Raw genomic sequence first — 24,167 nt, 5'->3', positions numbered from 1 at the left:
CCGGCGGTGGGGTCACTCGCGGGAGCGGCCCCACCACGGCGTTGCTGGAGCGCTTCAGGCGGGCGGCAGCCCGAGTGCGCTCCGGACCTTGTCCCTGGACTCCGCCGGCAGCGTACGGAAGTCTCCCCAGAGCAGCTCCACCACTCCGAACTCCCGCTCGTCCGCCGCAACCCAGTCCGCCAGCATCTGCCGCTGGAGACCTCCGAGCTTGGAGACCCGGTCAAGCACGGTGTCCAGGTCCGCCTCCAGCCCGCGTCCGCCGACGCGGCACCGGTTGCACTCCGCGACGAGTTCCACCTGGCTGCTGCCGTTGTGCCTCACCTTGCGCCGGGCGATGTCGATCTGGGCCGTCTCGAACGAGCCGGCGTAGGCCTGCCCAGGGGTGATCCCGCACGACCGGCAGCGGTTGCCATCGCCCGCGAGGATCTTCCGCCGCTGAGTGTCCGTGATGGACGAGCTGTCCTTCGTGGCCTTCACCCAGACCGGCTGCCCCTGGGAAACGAATCGCTGTTCGCTCTGGCCCAGCTGTCCGTCTTCCCTGTGAGTATCGATCTGCCAGCCATAGTCACGCAGGTCACGCACCCGCCGGTCAGCCTGGCTGATTCCGGGAAAGGCGTTCTTCACGTCTTCCTTGGTGAACACGTTCCCCTCGCCCACGACCGTCACCAGCCACAGCGCGGCACGCTTCATGGTTCCGAACTGCTGATCCCGCCACGACGGCAGAGTCATTCCGCATCCCTTCATGTCAGGCACATGACGGCAGGTTGAGGTGCCAGAAACACTCTCGCTGGCACCCCTTGCAGCCAACGCCAGTCTTCTCGCATGACGGGACATCACGCCAGGCTCTACGAGGTTTCGAGGGGAAACGGAAAATCTCAACTCCGGTCAGTACACGGCTTCCCGCGACACAATGAGGAGCCTTAGCGCCGCCGCCGAAGACGAACGGAAGTCGTGCGTGACACCTCAGCGAAAGAAGTGGAAAGAGCTGCCGGGCACCATCACAGCGGCGCATCGGACCCTGGTGACGGCGATGCGTGAGGTCCGGGAGCGCAGTTCACGCACCCAGGCGGAGATCGCCAGGGATGCCCACCAGGCGCCCACGACCCTGTCAAACCATCTCAACGGTGGCCGCATCCCCGAGACACCTCTGCTGCGGGACTTCTACGCGGTCATCGAGAAGGACGCCGCAGGGCACGAGCCTCTTCCACATACCCTTGACGCCTTGCTGGACATGCGTACCCATGCCCAGAGGAAGCACTGCGAGTGCTGCACCGTCGGGTATCCGCCTGGCCCGGAAGGGCAAGACGCAGGGGACGCAGTACTGCCGGCTTCGCACCGCGTCCGGGAATCGCCGGTGACGCGAGCCCGGCGTCTTCGCCGCCTGGCCCGTCGGCGCGAACTTTCCGTGCGGCGAGCGCATATGAGGGTGCCGGTCCCCCGCACCGAGGGGGACCGGCACCCCTCCGGCGCCGCAGAGCTCACCTGGACGGAGACCGGGCTAGTGGCCCGCTACCTCGCCGACGGACAGAACCGTGACGCAGACCTCCTGCTCTGGCAGGCCGGTACCACGTACTCCGCGAGCGGCGTCCTGGAGGCCGTCGTGTCGTGCCAATCGGCAGGCTTGCGCGCAGCAGCCGAGACGATACTCATCAACGTCGCCGAACGAACTGACAGGCAGGCCGTGCTCAACGTGGCGGCCGCCTTCAGTCATGCCGGCCGGCAGGAGGACGTCGCCTTCATCCTTGCGGCTGCCACGGTGGTCAGCTGAGGGCACCGCATCGCTCCGCCTCAGGCGGCATCAGCCTCGAAATGCATCTGCGCACGGTCCAGAAAGCCGTCTGGGTCGCCGCCCCTGGCCACGACCCAGTGCAGGATGTCCGCGATGAGACCGGTAGCGGATTCCTCGAGGGCCTGTGCTGACCTGCTCCGCAGAGCGGCCGGCGCACCTACGTCGCCCTGATACCTCGTCAGCACCGCCTCGGCCCGCCGCATCCGGCGACAACATAGCGCGGCTCCCGCTGAGAGTTCGCACCAGACCGCCTTGCCCGTCACCGTCAGCGATGTGCCCCAGTCGGCCGTGACGCCGGCCAGCAGCCGCAGCCCTCGGCCGCCTTCCTCGTCGTCGCGCGCCAACGGCACCAGGACCGGCGGGCGACGGCTCATGTCGTGCATCTCGATCCGCAGGCGCTCGCCGGCGTGCTCCAGTACGAGAGTGGCGGCGGTCCCTCCTCCCACGTGCTTGATCACATTGGAGGCAAGCTCGCTCACCGCCAGTTCCGCCTCGTCAGCCATAGCCGCGAGCCCCCAGTCCGTGAGCTGCCCTCTCACCGCGTTCCGCAGATTCCGCACCCTCGCCGGTTCGGCCTCGAACGGCAGCACGCTGCGGAGCGGGGAACCAGCGTCGTATTCGGGCATGCGCTCTCCTTTCGGCGCCACGTCAGCCCTGCGCCCGCCGTATCCAAACGACCGCGCTGAGTGGCCTTCGGTGGCAGTATGTCACCGTAACCTCTCGCGGTGTAACTTCTCACGTCGCACTGTCGAGTGAACCTGTTGGTGCCGAATGTCGCGTCAGCCCTAGCCTTCTGAGGCCGCCGGGCCGTCTCCGGCGTTACCGGAAGGACACCCATGTCAGCCAGGGCCACCACTCGTCGGCGCCATCTGGGCGCGACGATGCGCAAACTCCGCGCCCGCACGGGGATGACCCTCGAAGACGCCGGTCGGCTCGTCGGCGTTTCCAAGGCCACTGTCAGTCGCTATGAAACGACGGAGGGCCCGGTCAAGTGGCTCGTCATCGACGCTCTGTGCCGCGAGTACGGGGCAAGTGACGCTGAACGTGCGGTAATCGTCTCCCTGGCCAAGGACGCGAAGCAGCAGGGGTGGTGGAGCTCCTTCGCCGACCACATCCCGGAGACGATGAACCTCATGCTCACCCTCGAAGACGAGGCAGTGCGTGAGGATCATTTCTCCTGCGTGTACGTCCCCGGCCTCCTCCAGACGCGGAGTTACACAACCGCTCTCCAGCAGGCCAACGAGATGCGCCGCTCCGCTGAGGAGATTGACCGCCTCGTGGACATCCGCATGCGTCGGCAGGAGATCCTCAGCCGGCCCGACGCTCCGCACCTCTGGGCGATTCTTGACGAGTCCGTGGTGCGCAGAGTGATGGGCTCTCCCGCCATCATGCGCGAACAGCTCGGCCACCTGCTCACCAGCAGCGTGTCCGGAAACGTGACGCTGCAGATCCTGCCCTTCTCGCGCGGTGCGCACAGTGCCGCACTCGGTAGTTTCGTCATCCTCGGCGGCCCGGAGCCCTCCCTGGATGTGGTGTACGTGGACCTCCACGTCGGATCCCTCTTCATGGAGAAGGACGTGGAACTGACCCGGTACCGGCTTGCGTTCGAATATCTGCGCGCACAAGCATTGGATATCGAGGCATCACGGGAGCTGATCAGCCGTGCCAAGGAGGACCTGAACGATGACAAGAGCGAGCAATGAGGTTCCGGAGTCCGCCTGGTTCAAGTCGTCGTACAGCGGCGGCAACGAGACGGAGTGCGTAGAAGCGGCCTTCGCCAGCGCCGGCACCTCAGTACGTGACAGCACCCGCCCGCACGAGGGGCGGTTCCATGTGCCCGCCGCGGCATGGGCCGAATTCGTCGGGTCCTTGCGTAGTGGTCAGCTCAGCTGAGGCGTGAAGCCAGGTGTCCCGGCGGCGAGTTTCCCTCCGCTGCGACGCCTGGCACACCTTGCGCACCGGTCAGTGTCACCGCCCCGCCGGGAACGCCGCGCGGCGTCCCGAGCCGGTCGCGGCGAGGGCGACGAGTGCGAGTGCGGTCATCGCGGCCGGGAGGGTGCGGGCGCCCGGTCCGTCCACGAGTACGGCTCCCGCCGCTCCGCCCGCGAAGATCGCCAGGTTGAAGGCGGTCGTCAGCATCGCGTTCGCCGCGTCGGCGTCGGTGCCCGCGGCCTCGCCCATGGCCGTCTGCAACTGCGTGGCCGCGCCTCCGAACGCGATGCCCCACAGGACGACCGCCGACAGCGTGATCACGGTGGAGTGCCCGGCCACCGCGAGCGTCACGCCGGCGACGACGAACAGGGCCACGCTCGCGAGGGTGAGCCGGCGGAGCGCCCGGTCGATGAGGACCCCGGTGATCCAGATTCCTCCCAGCGCCGCGACGCCGAAGACGAGCAGCGTGAGGTCAGGTCGGAGCGCCAGGTGCGCCTGGCGCAGGTAGGAGGCGATGTAGGTGTAGAGCAGGTTGTGCGCGAGCATCCAGACGAAGACGACGCCGAGGATGGTCGCCACCCCGGGGATGAGCAGCACCCGGCCGAGCCTGGCGCCCGTCCTCGCCGGCTGTCCGGGGGCGTCGGGTACGAGGTACTTCGCGAGGGCCACGACGACGATGCTGAGCAGCGACATCGCCGCGAAGGACCAGCGCCAGCCGACCGTGGACCCCAGCCAGGCGCCGAGGGGGGTTCCCACGGCGAGCGCGACCGGGGTCCCGGTCATGGCGATGGCGAGGGCGCGCCCCGCGTGTTCGGGTGCGGCGATCCGGCGTGCGTAGCCGGCCAGCATGCCCCAGAGCAGGCCGGAGAAGGCCCCGCCGATGAACCGGGCGGCCAGGGCGACGGCGAACGTCGGGGCCACCGCGGTGACGGCGTTGGCGACGAGGAACCCGAGCAGGCCCGCCAGGAGCAGCGGCTTCCGCCGTGTCCCGCGTGTCAGCGTGATCGCGGGTATCGCCGCGAGGACCGTCCCGAGCGCGTAGGCGCTGACGAGTTGCCCGGCGCTGCCCTCGGAGACGCCGAGGCCGGAGGAGAGCTGCGGGAGCAGTCCGGCCGGCAGCGTCTCGGTCATGATCACGATGAATCCGGTCCAGGCCATCACCAGCAGCGCCGGAACGGGGAGCGCGGGCCGCGACCGCTCGTGGATCGGTGGGGTGGGGCACGTCGCCGTCATGGTCCGGACTCCCTCAATCAGTTATGGATCGAACGATCCGATATTGACGGGGGTGTCCGCCGGTGTCAAACTGGAACAGTCAGTCCGCAATAGAGGAGGTTCGCCATGTCCCCCGCAGGCCGTCCCCGCTCCTTCGACATGGACGCCGTCCTGGAGGCGGCGATGCTGCTCTTCTGGGAGCAGGGCTACGAGTCGACCTCGCTGGCCCAGCTGCGTGAGGCCACGGGGCTGTCCTCCGCGAGCCTGTACGGCGCCTTCGCGTCGAAGGAGGGCCTGTTCGAGAAGGCCGTCGAGCACTACGTCGCGGGGCCGGGCCGTGTCACCGATGTCATCGCCGATGAGGCGATCAGTCCCCGCGAGGCCGTGTCCGGGCTCCTCCACGGGTCGATCAGCATGCAGACCGACCCGTCCCACCCCCGTGGATGCCTCGTCGCCCTCGCGGGGACGGTACGCGCGCCGGGGGCCGACGAGGCCGGGGTCCGTGAGGTCGTGGCGGCGCGGCGTGCGGTCGACCGGGCGCGCATCAGGGCGTGCGCCGTGCGCGGTGTGGCCGCGGGCGAGCTCGCCGAGGACACCGATGTGGACGGCCTGACCTCGATGATCCACGGCTTCCTGCTGGGCGTCTCCACGCAGGTGTGCGACGGCACCCCGGCGGCGCATCTGCACACGGCGGCCGACGCCGTCCTCGCCAACTGGGGTACGACGGACGGCAGCTGACGCTCGGCCCCGGCCGCAGGCCCGCCACCGGCACCAGCACCAGCACCAGCACCAGCACCAGCACCAGCACCAACACCGCCAACGCCGGCGCCGGCGCCACCGGAACCAGTACCGCGACCGCGACCGCCATCCGCACCCGCACCCGCACCCGCACCCGCACCCGCACCCGCACCCGCACCAACGGCAGCACCAACCGCAGCGCCCCCGCGCCCCCGCCTCCCCGTCTCAGCCCAACCCGCCTCAGCCCAACCCGCCCCGCACAGGCGCCCGCCCGCCTCGCCCCGCCGAGCGCCGCCCCACCGGCCCCCGCCCCATCCCCTCAGAGCCAGCCGTGCTCCCGCGCGACGCGGGCCGCGACATGGCGGTTCTCCGCGCCGAGCTTCATCGCGGCGGAGGAAAGGTAGTTGCGTACGGTTCCGCTGGACAGTGAGGCGCGGGCCGCGATGTCCGCGACCGGCGCCCCGTCCTCGGCGTACGACAGGAGTTCCGCCTCGCGGGGTGTCAGCGGTGACTCGCCGGCGGCGATGGCGTCGGCCGCGAGTTCCTGGTCGACGTAGCGGCCCCCCTGGTGCACGGTGCGGATGATCTGCGCCAGGTCGTGCGCGGACACCGTCTTGGGTACGAAGCCGCGCACCCCCACGCTCAGCGCGCGTTTCAGCGCTCCCGCCCGTGCGTGGCTGGTGACGATCATCGCGGCGCACCCGGGCACCGCCTCGCGCAGGCGCGCGGCGACCGCCACGCCGTCCAGGCCGGGCATCTGGAGGTCGAGCACGGCCACGTCCGGGCGGTGCGCCGTGGCCATGGCCACGGCTTCGTCGCCGGTCCCGGCCTGTGCGACGACGGTGATGTCGTCCTCCAGCGTGAGAAGGGAGGCGAGCGCCCCCCGGATCAGATGCTCGTCGTCCGCGAGCAGGACCGTGATCATTCGCTCTCCTCCCAGGGGATGCGCGCGGTGAGGCGGAAGATCCCGCCGGGTTGCTGTTCGGTGGCCAGTGTGCCGCCCGTGCCGGCCAGGCGTTCCTTCAGGCCGGTCAGGCCCGTTCCGGCGCCGGACGGGGTGTCGGACGCTCCGTCGTTCTCGACCACCAGCAGCGCCTCCGTCGGGCCCGCGGTGCGCAGGGCCATCGTGCAGCGGGAGGCGCCCTGTGCGTGGCGGAGCACGTTCGTCGTCCCCTCGCGCACCACCCAGCCGAGGGCCGACTGGACGGCCGTGGGCAGGCGGTCGGCGGGTCCGTACTCGATACGGCAGTCGATGCCCGCGGCCTCCAGCACGGAGCGGGCGCCGACGAGTTCGGTGTGGAGGTCGGCGGTGCGGTAGCCGCGGACCACCGAGCGGATCTCGCGCTGGGAGTCCCGCGCGATGCGCTGCACCTCCACCATGTGCTCCTCCGCCTCGGGCAGGCCGCGGCGGGCCAGTTGGGCCGCGAGTTCACTCTTGAGCGCCACGACGGCGAGGTTGCGGCCCAGTACGTCGTGCAGGTCGCGGCCGAAGCGCAGTCGTTCCTCGGCGACGGCCAGGCGCGCCTGCGTCTCGCGTGCGGCGGCCAGTTGCTCGATCAGCCGGACGCTCCAGCCCGACGCCCGGGACGCGACGGCCATGAAGGGCACCATGAACACGCTGGCGCTGACCGCGAGGAGCAGGGACGGGCCCGCCAGCCCCACCACGCCGGCGCCCGTCAGGCACGCGACCGCGACGGCCGCCACCAGGACGGCTCCCCGGCGGGGCGACAGCGCGAGGGCGGGCGGACCGGCCCAGAACATCAGCAGCCACACGAGGAAGGCCGTCAGGTCGCCGTCGTCGATGCGGCCGGAGGACAGCAGTGCGCAGCCCAGCGCGGCCATGACGACGGTCAGCGCCGTGTACACCGTGACGAGCGGGACGGGCCGTCCGGCGGCGGTGAGGTAGTGGCGCAGGGCGACCCGCCAGAGCATGAACTGGAGGGCGGCGTGCACCGCGCCCAGTGCGGCCACGGCGGCCGACGCCGCACCGGCCCCGTCCGACTGGACCACCCAGATCGTCCAGAGGGCGATCTCGCTGACGGCGAGGAAGCCGACGCTGCCCACCGCGTAGTGGCGGTACCGGTCGGGGCCGTCGGCCCCGCTCAGCCGCTCCACCCAGTCCTCCACGCTCACACTCACGCTCATGATCCTCGACTTCCCCCTCCGGCGGCCGTCGCACGCGGCGGCCCGGGGTCAGCCGCGCGGGCCCCACCGGAACCAGCGCCGCACACCGAGGACGGCCACTCCCGTCCAGGCCAGGGCGAGGAGCAGCGCGCGGCCCTGGTCCGCGACGCCGAGCTCACCCGTCCAGCCGCCTCGCAGGAGGTCCATCACCGGCGAGAAGGGCAGCCAGGTGCTGATGTCGGCCATCAGGCCGGGCAGCACCTCGCGCGGTACGAACATCCCTGAGCCTGCCATGCTCAGCAGCCAGAACGGCAGGAACGTGAGCTGCGCGCTCTCCGCCGTCCGGGTGATGGCCGCGGTCAGCGCGCCCGCGGCCACGAGCATGGCCCCACCGGTCACGAGTCCCAGCACCAGCAGGTGCGGTGCGGGTGGCGCGGACGCGTCCAGGACGACCGTCAGGCCGATGACGAGCAGGACGCACTGCACGAGTGCCAGCAGCAGGGCGGGGAGCGCCCCGCCGACGAAGATCTCCCAGTCACGGACCTCGCCCGTACGCAGCCGCTTGAGCACGAGGCTCTCGCGCCGTGTGACGTACACCCCGACGAGGTTCGTGTAGACGGAGAAGATCAGCGCCAGTCCCAGCGAACCGGGCAGCAGGACGGTGGCGATGGACAGGCCGGTGCCGTCCAGGTCCAGGCCGTCGACCACGCCCCGCATCGAGAAGGTCGTGACGGCCGGTACGAGGAGGGCGGTGATCAGGGCCGCCCTGCTGCGCAGGAGGAGGCTCAGTTCGGCGCGGCCGAGCGCGGCCATGCGGGACGCGGAGCCGCGTCGCACGGGCGGGGCGGTGTCCAGCGGTCGGGCGGGCGCGGTCGTCGTCATCGTGTCTCCCCGTCGTCCAGGCCCTTGGCGATCTCCATGAAGGCCTCTTCCAGTGATGCGGACCGGGCGTCGAGGCCGTGCAGCGTGACGCCGGTGCGGTGGGCCCAGGTGAGCAGTTCGGTGGCGGTGCGCTGGAGGTCGCGGGTCTCCAGGCGGATCGTCTCCCCGACGGTCTCGTGCCGGGTCACTCCCATGGCCGGGAGCGGGGGCAGCTCGCCGAGGAGGCGGTCCTGGGGCAGCCGGAAGCTGATCCGGGCCGGCCGCTCGGCCACCACGTCGGCGACGCGCCCGGTGGTGGCGATCAGCCCCTGGTGCATGATCGCGAGCCGGTCGGCGAGCTGTTCGGCCTCCTCCAGGTAGTGCGTGGTGAGCAGGACGGTCGTGCCCTGGCGCTTCAGTTCGCGGATCAGTTCCCAGGTGTCCCGGCGGGACTGGGCGTCCAGGCCGGTGGTCGGCTCGTCGAGGAACAGCACCTCGGGACGCCCGAGCAGGGCGAGGGAGAGGTCCAGGCGCCGGCGTTCGCCGCCGGAGAGCTGCTTGACCCTCACCTTGCGCCGGCCGGACAGGTCGGTCAGTGCGAGGGCCTCGTCGACGGGGCGGGCGCCGCTCGTGCACCCCGCCCACATCTGGACGGTCTCCAGCACCGTCAGTTCCGGCGGGAAGCCGCCTTCCTGGAGCATCACACCGATGCGGTGCCGCACCGCCGACCGTTCGCGGAACGGGTCGCGGCCGAGCACTCTGACGGACCCGCCGGTGGGGGTGGCCTGGCCCTCCAGGAGTTCGAGGGTGGAGGTCTTTCCCGCTCCGTTGGTGCCCAGCAGGGCGAACAGCTCCCCGCGGGCGACCGTGAAGTCGATGCCGCGCACGGCGTCGAAGTCCCGGTAGCTCCGTTTCAGTCCGACGGTTTCGATGACTGTGTCCATGCCCTCCACCCTCCCGGCGGTACGGGGCGGGCGGCAGTGCGCTCTGTCATCAGGTGCGTATGACGGTTGTCATGCGGGACCGTCGCGTGCCGGGCAGCCGGGCCGCGGGACGGGCAGCGGGCCCGGTTCCGGGGGCGCGGGGCAACGGGCGCCGGACGCACGAAATCCCCTGTCCCTGAATTGCGGACCGGGGATTTCCTCACGTATATTGAGTGGTTCTGTGCGCCCACAGAAAAGGCCCCTCACCGGGGGCCACTAGAAACACCATATCCGGCAGGGAGCGATTTTGTCAACTCGCGAAAACGTCGAATTGCAGAAGGAGCAGGAATTCATCGACCGGCTCTACGACCGTGTCGACGAGCTGCGCGGGGACACCGCACGGCGCGTCGAGGACGCGTTGGTGCCGGTGGGGAACGGCTTGCAGGCGCGGCTCGAACGCGATGTGCTCGTCGCCGAGCGTTCCGGCCTGCTGGCCTCCCTGAACGCGGTGGACGGCTCGCTGTGCTTCGGCCGTATCGATCTTCGCGACGGCGCCGCGCACCATATCGGCCGTATCGGAATTCGTGAGGACGACACCGAACACACCCCTCTTCTGATCGACTGGCGTGCCCCGGTCGCCCGGCCTTTCTATCTCGCCACCGGCCATACGCCCATGGGGCTGCGCCGGCGCAGACACATCACCACCGAGGGCCGCACGGTGACCGAGCTGCACGACGAGATCCTCGACCTGGGCGACCGCGAGCGCAGCGGCTTCGAGGACCCGAGCGGCGACGCCGTGCTGCTCGCCGCGCTCAGCTCCGCCCGCACCGGTCGTATGGGCGACATCGTGCGGACCATCCAGGCGGAGCAGGACCGCGTCATCCGCGCCCCGCACCGTGGTGTCCTCGTGGTCGAGGGAGGCCCCGGCACGGGCAAGACGGCGGTCGCGCTGCACCGGGCGGCCTTCCTGCTGTACGAGCACCGCGAGCTCCTGGCCAAGCGCGCGGTCCTGGTCGTGGGCCCCAATCCGGCGTTCCTGCGCTACATCGGCGAGGTGCTGCCCGCGCTCGGCGAGACCGGCGTCATGCTCGCCACCCAGGCCGAGCTCTTTCCCGGCGTGCACGCCCGTGGCACCGACACGCCCCGCGCGGCGGCCGTCAAGGGCGGCGCGGGCATGGCCGAGGCGCTCGCCCTCGCCGTACGCGACCGGCAGGCGCTGCCCGAGCCCGGCGCGCCCCTGATCGTCCCGCACGACGACGGTGACCTGGTCCTGGACTGGGAGATCGCCTACGAGGCACGGCAGGCGGCCCGCGAGACGCGGCTGCCGCACAACCTGGCCCGTCCGTACTTCACGTTCCGCGTCATCGACGCGCTCACGGAGCAGCTCACCGAACGCATCGGCGCGGACCCGTACGGCGGCCCCAACTTCCTGGGCCCTGACGACGTCGCCCAGCTCGGCAAGGGCGTCGCCACGAGCGCGGAGGTGCACGCGGCCGTCGGCGAGCTGTGGCCGGTGCTCACCCCCGAGGAGTTCCTCTCCGGCTATCTGTCCGAGCCGGTGTACGTACCGGACGAGGACGCGGAGGCGATCCGCCGCGAACCGGGCGGGGAGTGGACCCCGGCCGATGTTCCGCTGCTCGACGAGGCGGCCGAGCTGCTGGGGGACGACGACAGCGCCGCGCGGGCCGCCGCCGAGGCCGAGCGCCAGGAGCGGGTCGCCTACGCGCAGGGCGTCCTGGAGCTGTCCCGGGGTTCGGAGACGTACGAGTTCGAGGACGAGGAGGACTCCGAGGTCCTGGCCGCCCACGACATCATCGACGCCGAGCGGATGGCCGAGCGGCACGAGGAGGCCGACCACCGGAGCGCGGCCGAGCGTGCCGCCGCCGACCGGACCTGGGCGTTCGGGCACATCATCGTCGACGAGGCCCAGGAGCTGTCGCCGATGGCCTGGCGCCTGCTGATGCGCAGGTCACCGACCCGCTCGCTGACCCTGGTCGGCGACCCGGCGCAGACGTCCGAGGAGGCGGGTGTCGGCTCGTGGGAGCGGATCCTGGAGCCGTACGTCGGCGACCGCTTCGAGCACGTACGGCTGGGGGTCAACTACCGTACGCCCGCCGAGATCATGGAGCTGGCGGCCCGGGTCGTACGGGCCCAGGACCCGTCCTTCGAACCGCCCGGCTCGGTGCGCTCCACCGGCGAGGCGCCGTGGATCCGGGACGCGGGACCGGACCTGGCGGGCGCGGTGGCGCGGGCCGTGGAGGAGCTGACGCCCGAGGAGGGACGCCTCGCGGTGATCGCGCCGCGCGAGCTGCACGAGGAGATCGCGGCGCCCCTCGACGGGATCACGGCCGGCGCGGAACCCGACCTCACCCGCCCCGTGGTGCTGCTCGGCCCCCGCGAGGCCAAGGGGCTCGAATTCGACCACGTCCTGGTGGTGGAGCCCGGCCGGTTCGGGACGAGCGACCTGTACGTGGCCCTGACCCGTGCCACCCAGCACCTCGGCATCGTCCACCGGGAGGAGCTGCCCGGATCGCTGCACTGATGGTGCGTCAGGGCGCTCCGGCGCTCGGAACCCGGGCCCCGGGACCCGAGCGCCGGGACCGGCCCGGTCATCCTTTCGGGGCCCGGAATCAGGGCCTCCGCCCGGAGCTCGGGCTTCGGGACCCGGGCGCCGGGATCCGAGGTACGGGATCCGAGCGATGCCTTTGACCGGTGGGAAAAGAGGGGGGTTCAGGAAACCCTCCCTGACCTCCCCGACCCGTCACGGCCAGCAAGTATGACTAATAGTGAGCAACTTGCGGCGGAACGTGGCGACTGCTTACGGTGCGAGAACCAAACGACCCCGACGCGGTGTTGTAGCACCAAGCCGGGGTCTCACCGCAAGATCGCACCCTAGGACGATCCCGTGGCTATCCAGCACCCTAGCCTCGCCCTGCGAGCACCCGCATCCTCGCGCCCGTACCCGATGGCCAGGCCCGGTTACGGCAAGCGCTCGATGCCCGACCAACTTCCCGCTGATCCAGGTCACTTCGCCCTGCTCCCCGCCCGTGAGCGGTACATCGCCGGGTTCATCGACCACCTCCCCGACGGCGCCGCGATGGACGTCAAGAGCCTCGCCGGGCAACTGCCGCTGTACGGCCAGCAGGCCGTCGGCTCGGCGCTGAGGGCCCTGGCCACCGCCGGTCATCTGCGCCGCGTGCGGTGCCTCGTCGGCGAACCGGGCCAGGTGCGCTGGGTGTCCCGGACGTTCTGGTCGCGTACCGCCCGGGACAACGAGTGGTGGGCCGCCGCCGAGGTGCCCGGGCCCCCGGAAGCCGCGGCTCCGGCCCCCGCGCCGCCGTGCCCGCAGGCTCCCGTGGACGGACCGCCGACGGACGACGGCGCTCCGGAGGCCACGGAGCCGGTGGCGGGACGGCCCGCACCCGTGACGGCACCCGCCGCGCCTCCCGGACCGGCCGCTCCCGCCGCCCCCGCCGTGCCACGGCAGCGCACCGCCCCGGCGGCCGGGGGCACCCCCTCCCCCGCCTATCTCGCGCTCGCGCGGCTCGGCCTCGTCGACTCCCGCCTCGCCCTGTCCGCCGCCGACTGCGCCGCCCTGGAGGCCGGAGCCGCCGAGTGGCTGGCGCGCGGCGTGGACACGGACTACCTCACGCGGGCACTGACCGCCGGGCTGCCCGCCCGGGTCGGATCCCCCGTCGGCCTCGTCCGCCGCCGCCTCGCCGACAAGATCCCGCCGCACGTCCCCACCGCCCCGGCGCCACCCGCACCGGGCACGCCCGTGCACCGCGTGATGCTGGAATGCGTCAGGTGCGGCGCCCCGGGCCGCCCCGAGGCACTGCCCGACGGCCTCTGCCGCCCGTGCCGCACCTCCGGCCGGGACACCGCACCCGAGGCACCCGTGGGCAGGCCCAGCGAGGAGGACGTCCGCACGTTCGCCGCCGGACTGCGGAACCTGCTCAGGTCCCCGTGACCACAAGGCCCGTGGCGTGCGGAGCCGTTCTCCGGTTGTCGCGTCAGCCGCCGTACGGGCGTGGCCGGACCAGTCCGCTCTGGTAGGCGACGACGACGAGCTGGGCGCGGTCGCGGGCGTGCAGCTTGTTCATGGCGCGCTGGATGTGGCTGCGGACGGTCAGGGGGCTGACCACCAGGTGTTCGGCGATCTCGGTGTTGGACTTGCCGTGGGCGGCGAGCGCCATGACCTCGCGTTCGCGGTCCGTGAGCGCGGCGAGCCCTTCGGGGGGTGCGAGCGGCGTGTCGTCGGGGGCGGCGAGGAAGCGGGTGATGAGCGCGCGGGTCGCCGTCGGGGAGAGCAGGGACTCGCCCGCCGCCACGGTGCGGATGCCGGTCAGGAGGACGTCCGCGCCGACGTCCTTGCCCAGGAACCCGCTGGCACCGGCGCGCAGGGCCTCGGCGACGTTCTGGTCGTTCTCGAACGTGGTGAGGATCAGGACACGGGTGGCCGCCAGCTCCGGCCGTGAGCAGATGCCGGTGGTGGCGGCCAGACCGTCGGTGCCGGGCATGCGGATGTCCATGAGGACGACATCCGGCCGGTGTTCGCGGGTGAGGTCGATCGCCTCCCGGCCGTCGGCGGCCTCGGCGACCACCGTCATGGCGGGGTCCGACTCGATGAGGATGCGGAAGGTGGCCCGCAACAGGGCCTGGTCGTCGGCGAGCAGGACGCGGATGGTCATGGGGAGGTGCTTTCGTCGTGGCTGTCCAGGGGCAGGGTGCAGGCGACCTCGAAGCCGCCTTCCGGGCGGGGCCCCGCCCGGAAGGTGCCGCCGGTGGCGAGGGCACGCTCGCGCATGCCGAGAAGCCCGAAACCGTGACCGGGTCCGGGCCGGTCCGCGGGGCGGACGGCGGCGCCTTCGTCGGTGACCGTGAGGGTGAGGAACTGCGGGGCGTACGCCACCCTGACCCGCGCCGTGCGGGTCGCCGCGTGCTTGGTGACGTTGGTCAGGGCTTCCTGCACGATCCTGTACGCCGTCAGGTCGAGCCCCGGCGGCAGGGACCGCGGCCGGCCGTCCACGGCGACCGTGACCTCCAGACCGGCGGCCGCGCAGGCGGCGACCAGGTCAGGCAGCTGACCGAGACCTGGCGCGGGGGCCAGCCCGTCGTCGGCGTCGGTGTCCTGGCGCAACAGGCCGACCGTGGACTTGAGTTCACGCAGGGCGGCGGCCGTCGTCTCCGAGAGCCTGCCCAGGATCTCGTACGCCTGCTCGGGATCGGCCCGTGCGAGGTGGGCGGCCGTGCCCGCCTGGGCGTTGGCCAGGGCGAGGTGGTGGGCGACGACGTCGTGCAGCTCCCGCGCGATGCGCATGCGCTCCTGGACGACGCGGTGCCGCGCCTCCTCCTCGCGTTCGCGGGCCGCGTGCTCGGTGCGCGCCGCGGCGTACTCGCGTCGCACGCGTACGTAGCTCCCGAGCGCGGCGGACAGCAGGACCCAGGCCGCCGGGTTGACGAGGCTGATGACCCACTCGTGCTGGAACCCCCTGTGGAACAGCCCGGAGACGACCATGACCGCCGTCGCCGCGAGCGCCCACGTCCACGCCGTCCTGCGGTGGCCGCGCAGGCTCAGGGAGTACTGCGCGGCCATGAGCGGGGCCATCACCAGGGCCGTCACGAGATGGCCCAGCGCGGACACGGCCACCATGCTCAGGGTGGCCAGCGCCAGCACGGGGAGCGGGTGGCCGCGCCTCCAGGGCAGTGCCGCACAGGCCAGCGCGCACAGCAGGACGGCGGGCCACAGCGGGGGTGGGCCGGGCGCCACCCAGTAGGAGAGGAGGCAGCCGCCGACGGCGACCGCGAACAGCAGGCCGACCGTCATGCCCTCGGTGGCGGGGGGACGCCGTGCCGTCAGTAGCCGCCGGCTGGTGCTCATCGCGCGTTCTCCCGGGTAGGGATGGCTGAGGGACATGGTGACAGACGGGACCGCGACGCCGTCGTACACGGCGCCGCGGCTCACCCCGCTGTCGGTGCGCGTCAGGTGCGGGCCGGCTCCCGCTCGTGGGCCGGGGCGTCGGCCGCCCCGGCGGGCCGGGCGGTGAGGCTCGCGCCCTCCACGTCGACGTGGGGGAGGATCCGGTCGAGCCACCGGGGCAGCCACCACGCCCGGTGCCCGAGCAGGGCGAGGACGGCGGGCACGAAGGCCATGCGGACGACGAACGCGTCGAACAGCACGGCGACGGCGAGACCGAAACCGATCGTCTTGATCATGGACTCGCCCGATCCGACGAACCCGGAGAAGACCGCCATCATGATGACCGCCGCGGCCGCGACCACGCGGGCGCTGTGCCGGAAGCCGGTGACGACCGCCTGCGCGGGGCGCTCCCCGTGGACGTACGCCTCGCGCATCCGGGCCACGAGGAACACCTCGTAGTCCATGGCCAGGCCGAACACGATGCCCACCAGGAAGATCGGCATCAGGCTCATGATGGGCCCGGCCTGCTCCACCCCCAGCAGCTCGGCGCCCCAGCCCCACTGGAAGACGGCGACGACCGCGCCGAGCGAGGCCAGCACCGAGAGCAGGAACCCGGCGGCGGCCTTGACGGGCACCAGCACGGAGCGGAAGACGATCATCAGCAGCACCAGGGACAGCGCCACGATGACGATCAGGTAGGGCACCAGGGCGTCCTGGAGGGCCTGGGCGACGTCGATGTTCATCGCGGTGGAGCCGGTGACCTCGAAGGTCGCCCCGGTCCCGTCCTCCAGGGCCGGCCGCTCCGCCCGGATGGTCTGCACGAGGTCCTTGGTGGTCCCGTCGCTGGGCCCGGTGGCCGGTACGGCCGAGAAGATCGCGGCGTCGCCCTGCGGGTTGAACTGCGGCGGGGAGACGGACACGACCCCGTCCGTGCCCTTGATCTGCCCGGCGATCGTGGCGGCCGCGGCCTGGGGATCGGCCGCGCCGCCGAGGTCGGTGACGATGGTCAGCGGACCGTTGAAGCCCGCGCCGAAGCCGTCGGCGAGCGCGTCGTAGGCGCGCCGCTCCGTCGAGGAGACCGGCTTGGCCTCGTCACCCGGCATACCCAGTTGCAGGTCGGCAGCGGGCAGGGCGAGCACGCCCAGACCGGCGACGCAGACCAGCAGCACCGCCACCGGGCGGCGCAGCACGAACCGTGCCCACCAGGAGCCGCCGTTGTCCCGGGCGGGCCGGGCCGGGGCGCCGCCCGCGCGCCGCCGGGCCCGGCGGGACAGGACGGCCTCCGGCCACATCCCGAGCAGCGCGGGCACCAGCGTCAGCGCGACCAGCACACCGAGGACGACCGCGCCCGCCGCGCACAGGCCCATCTTCGTCAGCATCGGAACACCGATCACGGAGAGCCCGGCCAGCGCGATGACGACCGTGAGCCCCGCGAAGACCACGGCGGAGCCCGCCTTGCCGACGGCGAGCGCGGCCGCCTCCCGCGCCTCGTGTCCGCCCGCACGCTCCTCGCGGTAACGGGACACCACGAGCAGCGCGTAGTCGATGCCGACGGCGAGGCCGAGCATCGAGGCGAGCGTGCCGGTGGTCATGGACAGGCCGAGGGTGCTGCCGAGGGCCAGGATCGCGCACATGCTGACCCCGACGCCGATGACCGCGGTGAGCAGCGGGAGCCCGGCCGCCGCGACGGAACCGAAGGTGATCAGCAGGACCACGGCGGCGAGCCCGATGCCGATGGCCTCCCCCGCCCCGCCCGCGGCCGGCTGCGTGGCGAGCGCGGTACCGCCCGCCTCCACGGTGAGACCCGCGCCGCGGGCCTGGTCGATGACGTTCTCCAGGGCCTTCTTGTCCGCGTCGGTGAGGTCGTCCGCCGCGACCTTGTAGCTGACGGTGGCGTACGCCGTGGAGCCGTCCTCACTCACCGCGCCGGCCTGGAAGGGGCTGACCGCGCTCGCGACCCGGGGCTGCCCTGCCGCCTCCTCGACCAGCGAGTCGATGGCGGCACGGTGACCGGCCGCGGTCACCTTCTGCCCGTCGGGGGCGATGAACACGATGCGCGCGTCGGCGCCGTTGGCGTCCGAGCCGGGGAAGCGCTCCCCTATGAGGTCGAAGGCCTTCTGCGCCTCGATGCCCGGCATGAAGGAGGTGCCCTCGTCACCGGCGCCGGGCGCCTTGGCGGCACCGGCCCCGACGGCGCCGAGGACCACCGCCCACAGAAGGACCACGAGCCAGCGGCGCCGGAAGGCGGCGCGGCCCATGCGATACAGGAAGGTAGCCACGAGTCTGGGATCTCCGCATTCGGTCGGTCCTGGGTACCGCTCAAGACTCGCGAAACGGGGCCCTCCCGGCGTCATGCGCCAACCGTCACTTCCTCCTGGTGCGCTCGCACGAGCCGTGCCGCGCACTCCTCCTCAGGAAGGAGCGGTCCGGGGGGAGCGGGTGTACGGGACGGGTGGAGACCCCGGGTGCCGCGTCGGCGACGGCCGGCCGTTCGAGCCGGCCGGGGTGGTCGGCGGCCAGGCCGTAGCCAGGTGCGGGACACAGAGGCCGGGTGAGCGGGAACCGGCCGTCGCCACAGGCCGGTTCCACCCCGGCGCCGTTCACAGACATTCCACAGCGTCCGGGGAACCGCGTCGCGCGCCTCGGCCGTCCTCACGCCCGAACCACCGCACGGGTCACAGCGGGTGCCGCGCGGGACACGCCTCGCACACAAGGAGCAGCATGACCGCCCACGGCAGTACGCGACCAGGGAACAGCCGCCCGAGGGCCACCGGCTCCCCGACGGCGCGTAGTGGTCGCACGGTTCTCCGGAGCTGCGCGAAAGGCGCCCTGACGCTCGCACTCGTCCTCGGTGCCACCACGGCCTGCGGCCCGTTCGCGGACGGCGGCAGCGGTTCGTCGAAGGGCGGCAGCCACGAGGCCAAGGACTGGAAGGTCGGCGACTGCGCCGGGCCGGAGACGAGCGAGTCGAAGGACGGCTTCCAGCCCCTCGGCTGCGACGACCCGAAGGCGACGATCAAGGCACTGGAGGTCAAGGACGGGGAGTTCTTCGCCGGAGCCGTGGAGTGCCCGGCCGGGACCGACGAGATCATCTCGGTGAAGGTGTCCTTCGGCGGGGACGCCAGTGCCGGACTCCCGAGCAAGACGATCTGCGGCCGCAACCTCTCCGACGACCATCCCGGCGACGCGGGCGCGGGCGGCGGACAGCTCGTGGTCGGGGACTGCGTGAACGACGAGGCCAAGGAGGTCGCCTGCGCGACCGGCGGCAACAAGGTGCTCGCCCTCACCAAGACCGCCGAGGAGTGCCCGGCGGAGGCGGACAACCCCATCGAGCTCTTCCCGAGCCCCGGCCGACCGTACGACGCGATCTGCACCAGCAAGGCCTGACGGCACGACAACTTCCGGCACACCCGTGCCGGTGCTGCGGGCCACGCGCCTCCCGCACGGCAGCCGGGTGGGCCATCCGCTCCCGGGAGGCGCACAGCGAGCCGTGACGTGCACCTCCCGGGAGCGGGCGGCCGTCCGGCCGATCGCCCGCCGCCCGCCGGCCGGCAGGGCGGGCCGCACGTACCGGGCCGGGCGGACGACGGGGATGCGGTGCTGCCGCGGCCGAGGCAGGCCACCCGGTGCACACCCGGCCACCGAGTGACGGGCCGTCAATAGCACCGCACCACATTGCCGTTGAAAGCGCCGTCACCACGCACCCAGGCCCCTTCGAAGCGCGGGAACCCGAAAGAGCGAGGCCACCCCGAAGCGGTCGGGCACGCGCGGGAGCCCGGCGGAACGCCGGAACGGGCCCCCCGAAAGCGGTCGGTGCGCACACGCGAGAGCGACGAGGCGGTGAAGCGGGGCCACCGGAACCGCTCGGCGTACACACCGATGACGCCCGCCCGACCACCCGGGCCCTCGTGGCCACCGGGTCGCACCAAGGGCCGGCGGACCCCGCGCCGACAGGGGCGGGGTCCGCCGGGGCGCGGCACGGCACAGCCGGAACGCCGACGCCGAAGTGTGCGCGATGTCTTGACGTGCCCCTGCCGAGATGGCTTTATGGGAGCGCTCCCACGTCCTCTCCCCCCGTTGTGCGCCACCCGCCGCCCACTTTCTGGAGTCGCAGTGAGATCAGCAACGAGCACGGCACGGAAGAGCCCCTTAACCGTCCTGCTGAAGGTCCTGGCCGCCCTTCTCGGCGTCGTCCTGCTGGGCGCGCTCGGACCGGCAGCGGCGCAGGCGCAGCCCGTACGGGCGGAAGCCGCGGCGACCGGCCTGCACATCAGCAACGGCCGTCTGCTGGAGGGCAACGGCAACGACTTCGTCATGCGTGGCGTCAACCACGCGCACACCTGGTACCCGGGCGAGACGCAGTCGCTGGCCGACATCAAGGCCTTCGGCGCGAACACCGTCCGCGTCGTCCTCTCCGACGGCCACCGCTGGACGAGGAACGGTCCCGCCGAAGTCGCCGGCATCATCGCCGACTGCAAGACCAACCGGCTGATCTGCGTACTGGAGGTGCACGACACCACCGGTTACGGCGAGGACGCCGCCGCGGGCACCCTCGACCACGCGGCCGACTACTGGATCAGCCTCAAGGACGTCCTCGCGGGCCAGGAGAACTACGTCATCATCAACATCGGCAACGAGCCCTGGGGCAACACCGACCCCGCCGGCTGGACCGCGCCGACGACCGCTGCCGTCAAGAAGCTGCGCAGTGCCGGATTCGCCCACACCATCATGGTCGACGCGCCCAACTGGGGCCAGGACTGGCAAGGCGTCATGCGCACCAACGCCCGGTCCGTCTACGACGCCGACACCACGGGCAACCTGATCTTCTCGATCCACATGTACAGCGTCTACAACACGGCCCAGGCGGTCACCGACTACCTGAACGCCTTCGTCGACGCCAAACTGCCCCTGCTCATAGGTGAGTTCGGCGGCCCGGCCGACCAGTGGGGGGATCCGGACGAGGACACCATGATGGCCACCGCGCAGCGCCTCGGCCTCGGTTACCTGGCCTGGTCCTGGAGCGGGAACACCGACCCGATCCTCGACCTGGCCATCGACTTCGACCCGAGCCGGCTGAGTTCCTGGGGCGAGCGCATCTTCCACGGTGCGAACGGCATCGCGCAGACGTCCAAGGAGGCCACGGTCTTCGGCAGCGGCGGCGGCCCGGGCGACACCCAGCCCCCGACCGCCCCCGGAACCCCGACGGCCTCCGCGGTGACGGCCACCTCCGCGACGCTCTCCTGGCCGGCCGCGACCGACAACGTTGCCATCGCCGGTTACGACGTCGTCCGCGTCAGCGGCGGCACCGAGACCGCCGTAGCGTCCTCCACCAGCAACACCGTCACCGTGACCGGCCTCACGGCGAAGACGGCGTACGTGTTCGCCGTCTACGCCCGCGACGCGGCCGGCAACCGTTCTCCCCGCTCCGCGACGGTGAGCGTCACCACCGACGCGAGCGGGCCCACGCCGGGCGTGGGCTGCTCGGTCGGATACCGGGTGGTCGGTGAGTGGCCCGGCGGGTTCCAGGGGGAGATCACCATCCGCAACACCGGCACCAGCACCATCAACGGATGGAACCTCGGCTTCGCCTTCGCCAACGGCCAGACCGTGTCGAACATGTGGGGCGGAACCCCCACGCAGACCGGCGCCACGGTCAGCGTCGCCCCCGCCGCGTACACCTCGGTGATCGCCGCGAACGCCTCCGTCACGGTCGGCTTCACCGGCACCAAGGGCACCACGAACACGGCGCCGACCGCCTTCACGCTGAGCGGAGGCACCTGCACGACGGTCTGACCCCGGCCGTACCGCCGACCGGCAGGGGCCCCCACCCCCGCCGGTCGGTCGTCCCGCGCCGTGCGCCGGGACTTGGACCGACGCGGGCGGGTACGGAGACCCTGCCCCGGCGGTCCCGCTCCCGGGGCCCTGCTCTTCGGGCGGTCCTGCTCCCTCGGGCCCTGTTCTCCGGGCCGTCCTGCTCCCGGGCCCTGTTCTCCCGGGCCCTGTTCTTCGGGCCCTGTTCTGAGGCCGGTGTCCCGGCACGGGCCCTCGGGTTCGGTTCACGGTGAACCCACGTATACGGCGTCGCTGTTGAGGGGTGCGCGTGCCGATGGGGTCCGGGTCACGCCTCGCCCTGACCCGGCCTCACGCTTCGTCGCGGTGCGTGAGGCGGCCGTCCACGAGCCGCCAGTAGTGCTGATGGCCGGTCAGCCGCCAGGTCTCGTCGGCGGCGACCCCCTGTTCGACCCACGCGCGCAGCTGCGGGAGAGCGTGCGCCCGCAGGACATCGCGAGTGGCGGCACGGTCGGTGGCATCGACCGGGTGGACGTCTATGGAGAAGCCCACCGAGTCCGGGTGGACGCCGCGGCCGTAGGTGCGGGATTCGGGAGCGACCCATGCTGCCCCCAGGACGATCGACCCGCTGTCCTGCCCGGTGAGGAACCGCAGGTCCGTGACGCGGCTCATGTACGGACCGAGGCACACGTCGATGTCGGTGCTGGTCAGAGGCCACGCACGGTGGCGGGGCAGTCTTCGGTTTCGTGCGGACACGTCGGTCAGGATCGCAGAAGGTCATGGCGGCTCCCACTGGTTTGTTCGGCGGCGGGCTCCGGCGGCGCGCGCCTGGCGCACCGCGGTCTTCCGGGCCGGGTGGAGCGGGGCGGACACGTGGGCGGGGACACCAGGGCCGACGTTCCGCACGAGGCCGCTCCAGCAGTGCGGCCCCGCCCTCACTGGGTCGCACCGGTCCGAGCGGGACGGCGCGCCCGGACCCCAGCGCGGTCGTCCTCCAGACCGGCGTGACGGCGATATGAGGGATCGCCCAACTGGCCCTCGCACACTGCCCGTTGTCGAGGTACGGCGGGTGTTCGTCCGTGGTGACGGCGCGCTGCCGGAGGCGGCGCGCCTCGTGGGACGGACGGGAGACCGGATCACCCGGGCGCGGGCTGCCGGGGCACCCGTCGTCCACGTCCAGAACGACGGACCGGCCGGAGCCGTGGACGGACCCACACCGCCGGCTGGGAGCTCCACCACCCGTCGTGACGGGCCCCGGGGAAGTGGTGATCCGCGAGACGCACGACGACGCGTTCCAGGAATCCGCGTGGGAAGGCCTGTTGAGCGCGCACGGAGTGCGGTCGCCGGCCGTCTGCGGCCTCATGCCGGAGAGGTGCGTGCAGGCGACAGCGCGTACGGCCGTGGCGCTCGGCCACCGTGCCGTCCCGCCGTACGACGCCCACGCCACGCACGGCATCCCCGTGGAGCCCGGCGACAGCGCCGCGGTACCGGCGGCGACGGTCGCGCGGGGCGCCGCGTGGCCCCTCAGCCGGGACGCGGACGTCACCTCGCGGGCCGCCGACGTCACGTTCACGGGCGCCCTGCCCGCAGACGCCTGAACCCGGCGGCGGGACAAGCGCGTTCCTGACGGCCGGGCGGTACTCCGGTCCGCCATCACGGGCAGCCCGGACCTGTCGGGCGTTCCGGGCCCGACGGAGGCAGGGCGTGGTGTCACCCGGCCGGGGGGCGCATCTGCTGCGAGGCTGCTGCCATGGTCTCCCTGCCCCGCATCGCCCCCATGCTCGCCACCCCCGGCCGCCTGCCGTCCGCCGCCGTCGACGACCGGTGGGCGTACGAGGTGAAGCAGGACGGCCAGCGCGCCATGGCCTATCTGCCCGGTGACGGATCGCTGCAACTGCTGGCCAGATCCGGGGCCGTCATCACCCCGGCGTATCCGGACCTGGCAGGGCTCGGGCCCGCGCTCGGCGGCGTACCGGCGGTGCTCGACGGCGAGATCGTCGCCCTCGACGACCAGGGGCGCAGCGACTTCGAACGGCTCCAGTCGCGGATGGGCCTGGCCGGATCACCCGCGAAGGCCGCCCGCGCGGCGCAGCGGGTACCGGCCCATCTGGTGCTGTTCGACGCCGTGTTCCTGCACGGCCGGAGCCTCGTGGCGCTCCCCTACGAGGAACGGCGCGCGAGGCTCGAAGGGCTCGGGCTGGACGGGCCGCGCTGGTCGACACCCTCGGTGGTCGTGGGGCACGGCGAGGAGGCCCTGGCCATGACGCGGGAGGCCGGGCTGGAGGGCCTGATCGCGAAGCGGCTGACCTCGGTGTACGAACCAGGGATCCGCGCCCGTACGTGGATCAAGATCCGCCACGCGCACACCGTGGACGTCGTCGTCGGCGGCTGGGTGCCCGGCCGCGGGCGGCTGGGCGGGCTGCCCGGTGCCCTGCTGGTCGGCGAGCGGCACCCGGGCGGCCTGCGCTACGCGGGGAGCGTCGGCACGGGGTGGAGCGACGCCGAGAGGACCAGGCTCGCGGAACTGCTCCGCGTCGCCGCGGTCGACACCTGCCCCTTCGACGAGACACCCCCGGTCGCCGGCGCGCGCTGGGTACTGCCGCGACTGGTCGGCGAGGTGCGGTACTCGACCCGTACGAGGGCGGGGCGGCTGCGCCAGCCGTCCTGGCACCGGCTGCGCCCGGACCTGGCGCCGGACGACATCGGGTGACCGGCCGGGGCGGCCCTCGCGGGTGACGGTGTCGCGAGGGGGGCGTGAGGTGGCGGACCAGAGGGCCGGGGGCTGATGGGCGGGAGAGCCGGGGAGCTGGCGGGCGGGAGAACCGGCACGCCTGGGCACTGGGTGAGCCGGAGCGCTCGCGGGCCGGAGCGGGCGGAC

Annotated in this window: 21 protein-coding genes; 10 read left to right on the top strand and 11 right to left on the bottom strand. The window is 72.4% G+C overall.

Annotation, left to right across the window (positions count from 1 at the left end; genetic code table 11):
* Positions 1 to 54: 54 nt before the first annotated feature.
* On the bottom strand, positions 55 to 729 hold the full coding sequence (locus ACFVS9_RS00640; protein ID WP_383113100.1) for a hypothetical protein: 675 nt from the start codon (positions 727 to 729) through the stop codon (positions 55 to 57).
* Positions 730 to 955: 226 nt separating this feature from the next.
* On the opposite strand from ACFVS9_RS00640, the gene ACFVS9_RS00635 reads away from it, so the two are divergent.
* On the top strand, positions 956 to 1,768 hold the full coding sequence (locus ACFVS9_RS00635; protein ID WP_389929183.1) for a hypothetical protein: 813 nt from the start codon (positions 956 to 958) through the stop codon (positions 1,766 to 1,768).
* Between the two features lie 20 nt (positions 1,769 to 1,788).
* Here ACFVS9_RS00635 and ACFVS9_RS00630 read toward each other — a convergent pair whose 3' ends face one another.
* Positions 1,789 to 2,415, bottom strand: coding sequence for an ATP-binding protein (locus ACFVS9_RS00630; RefSeq protein ID WP_389929182.1), 627 nt, complete (start codon positions 2,413 to 2,415; stop codon positions 1,789 to 1,791).
* Between the two features lie 210 nt (positions 2,416 to 2,625).
* Between ACFVS9_RS00630 and ACFVS9_RS00625 the strand changes: the two genes are divergently transcribed.
* A complete protein-coding gene (locus tag ACFVS9_RS00625) occupies positions 2,626 to 3,492 on the top strand; it encodes a helix-turn-helix domain-containing protein (protein WP_389929180.1) in 867 nt (288 codons plus the stop codon).
* A complete protein-coding gene (locus ACFVS9_RS00620) occupies positions 3,473 to 3,682 on the top strand; it encodes a DUF397 domain-containing protein (protein ID WP_383113096.1) in 210 nt (69 codons plus the stop codon). The genes ACFVS9_RS00625 and ACFVS9_RS00620 overlap by 20 nt, the downstream gene beginning before the upstream one ends.
* 75 nt (positions 3,683 to 3,757) lie before the next feature.
* On the opposite strand, the gene ACFVS9_RS00615 is transcribed toward ACFVS9_RS00620, so the two are convergent.
* The gene (locus ACFVS9_RS00615) at positions 3,758 to 4,954 is read right to left on the bottom strand and encodes an MFS transporter (RefSeq protein WP_383113095.1); all 1,197 of its coding nucleotides are present in this window, start codon (positions 4,952 to 4,954) and stop codon (positions 3,758 to 3,760) included.
* 105 nt (positions 4,955 to 5,059) lie between these two features.
* Between ACFVS9_RS00615 and ACFVS9_RS00610 the strand changes: the two genes are divergently transcribed.
* Complete coding sequence (locus tag ACFVS9_RS00610; RefSeq protein WP_383113094.1) at positions 5,060 to 5,671, top strand: TetR/AcrR family transcriptional regulator; 612 nt, start codon at positions 5,060 to 5,062, stop codon at positions 5,669 to 5,671.
* A 319-nt stretch (positions 5,672 to 5,990) separates the two neighbouring features.
* On the opposite strand, the gene ACFVS9_RS00605 is transcribed toward ACFVS9_RS00610, so the two are convergent.
* The 4 genes from ACFVS9_RS00605 to ACFVS9_RS00590 are packed head-to-tail and all read right to left on the bottom strand — an operon-like array spanning position 5,991 to position 9,600.
* Positions 5,991 to 6,596, bottom strand: a complete 606-nt coding sequence (locus ACFVS9_RS00605) for a DNA-binding response regulator (protein ID WP_383113093.1) — start codon at positions 6,594 to 6,596, stop codon at positions 5,991 to 5,993.
* The gene (locus ACFVS9_RS00600) at positions 6,593 to 7,816 is read right to left on the bottom strand and encodes a sensor histidine kinase (RefSeq protein ID WP_389929177.1); all 1,224 of its coding nucleotides are present in this window, start codon (positions 7,814 to 7,816) and stop codon (positions 6,593 to 6,595) included. Before ACFVS9_RS00600 ends, ACFVS9_RS00605 begins: the two co-directional genes overlap by 4 nt.
* Positions 7,817 to 7,864: 48 nt before the next feature.
* Positions 7,865 to 8,677, bottom strand: coding sequence for an ABC transporter permease (locus ACFVS9_RS00595; protein WP_383113091.1), 813 nt, complete (start codon positions 8,675 to 8,677; stop codon positions 7,865 to 7,867).
* Entirely contained in the window at positions 8,674 to 9,600 is a 927-nt protein-coding gene (locus tag ACFVS9_RS00590; protein WP_383113090.1) for an ABC transporter ATP-binding protein, read from the bottom strand. Before ACFVS9_RS00590 ends, ACFVS9_RS00595 begins: the two co-directional genes overlap by 4 nt.
* Positions 9,601 to 9,910: 310 nt before the next feature.
* On the opposite strand from ACFVS9_RS00590, the gene ACFVS9_RS00585 reads away from it, so the two are divergent.
* Positions 9,911 to 12,121, top strand: a complete 2,211-nt coding sequence (locus ACFVS9_RS00585; RefSeq protein WP_389929435.1) for a HelD family protein — start codon at positions 9,911 to 9,913, stop codon at positions 12,119 to 12,121.
* A 363-nt stretch (positions 12,122 to 12,484) separates the two neighbouring features.
* Entirely contained in the window at positions 12,485 to 13,549 is a 1,065-nt protein-coding gene (locus ACFVS9_RS00580; protein WP_389929174.1) for a MarR family transcriptional regulator, read from the top strand.
* Positions 13,550 to 13,592: 43 nt separating this feature from the next.
* Here the strand turns inward: ACFVS9_RS00580 and ACFVS9_RS00575 are convergent, their stop codons facing one another.
* The 3 genes from ACFVS9_RS00575 to ACFVS9_RS00565 all read right to left on the bottom strand — a co-directional run bounded on the left by ACFVS9_RS00575 (position 13,593) and on the right by ACFVS9_RS00565 (position 17,778).
* Positions 13,593 to 14,270 carry a response regulator gene (locus ACFVS9_RS00575; protein WP_383113088.1) on the bottom strand — a complete coding sequence of 226 codons (678 nt, stop codon included), beginning with the start codon at positions 14,268 to 14,270 and terminating at the stop codon, positions 13,593 to 13,595.
* Positions 14,267 to 15,460 (bottom strand): sensor histidine kinase, encoded by a 1,194-nt coding sequence (locus tag ACFVS9_RS00570; RefSeq protein ID WP_389929172.1) that lies wholly within the window; start codon positions 15,458 to 15,460, stop codon positions 14,267 to 14,269. The genes ACFVS9_RS00575 and ACFVS9_RS00570 overlap by 4 nt, the downstream gene beginning before the upstream one ends.
* A 101-nt stretch (positions 15,461 to 15,561) precedes the next feature.
* Positions 15,562 to 17,778, bottom strand: a complete 2,217-nt coding sequence (locus ACFVS9_RS00565) for an MMPL family transporter (protein ID WP_389929170.1) — start codon at positions 17,776 to 17,778, stop codon at positions 15,562 to 15,564.
* A 442-nt stretch (positions 17,779 to 18,220) separates the two neighbouring features.
* Here ACFVS9_RS00565 and ACFVS9_RS00560 point away from each other — a divergent pair, with 442 nt between their 5' ends.
* Positions 18,221 to 18,886, top strand: a complete 666-nt coding sequence (locus tag ACFVS9_RS00560; protein WP_389929168.1) for a hypothetical protein — start codon at positions 18,221 to 18,223, stop codon at positions 18,884 to 18,886.
* A gap of 726 nt (positions 18,887 to 19,612) precedes the next feature.
* Positions 19,613 to 21,292 (top strand): cellulase family glycosylhydrolase, encoded by a 1,680-nt coding sequence (locus ACFVS9_RS00555; protein ID WP_389929167.1) that lies wholly within the window; start codon positions 19,613 to 19,615, stop codon positions 21,290 to 21,292.
* 348 nt (positions 21,293 to 21,640) lie between these two features.
* On the opposite strand, the gene ACFVS9_RS00550 is transcribed toward ACFVS9_RS00555, so the two are convergent.
* On the bottom strand, positions 21,641 to 22,045 hold the full coding sequence (locus tag ACFVS9_RS00550) for a hypothetical protein (RefSeq protein ID WP_389929165.1): 405 nt from the start codon (positions 22,043 to 22,045) through the stop codon (positions 21,641 to 21,643).
* Between the two features lie 323 nt (positions 22,046 to 22,368).
* Between ACFVS9_RS00550 and ACFVS9_RS00545 the strand changes: the two genes are divergently transcribed.
* Positions 22,369 to 22,887, top strand: a complete 519-nt coding sequence (locus ACFVS9_RS00545; protein WP_389929163.1) for an isochorismatase family protein — start codon at positions 22,369 to 22,371, stop codon at positions 22,885 to 22,887.
* 152 nt (positions 22,888 to 23,039) lie between these two features.
* The gene (locus tag ACFVS9_RS00540; RefSeq protein ID WP_389929161.1) at positions 23,040 to 23,999 is read left to right on the top strand and encodes an ATP-dependent DNA ligase; all 960 of its coding nucleotides are present in this window, start codon (positions 23,040 to 23,042) and stop codon (positions 23,997 to 23,999) included.
* Positions 24,000 to 24,167: the final 168 nt, after the last annotated feature.

The organism is Streptomyces sp. NPDC058008, from assembly GCF_042886395.1.
GTDB lineage: Bacteria > Actinomycetota > Actinomycetes > Streptomycetales > Streptomycetaceae > Streptomyces.
The sequence above is the reverse complement of the archived record's forward strand: the minus strand, read 5'-3'. Positions and strand labels throughout refer to the sequence as shown.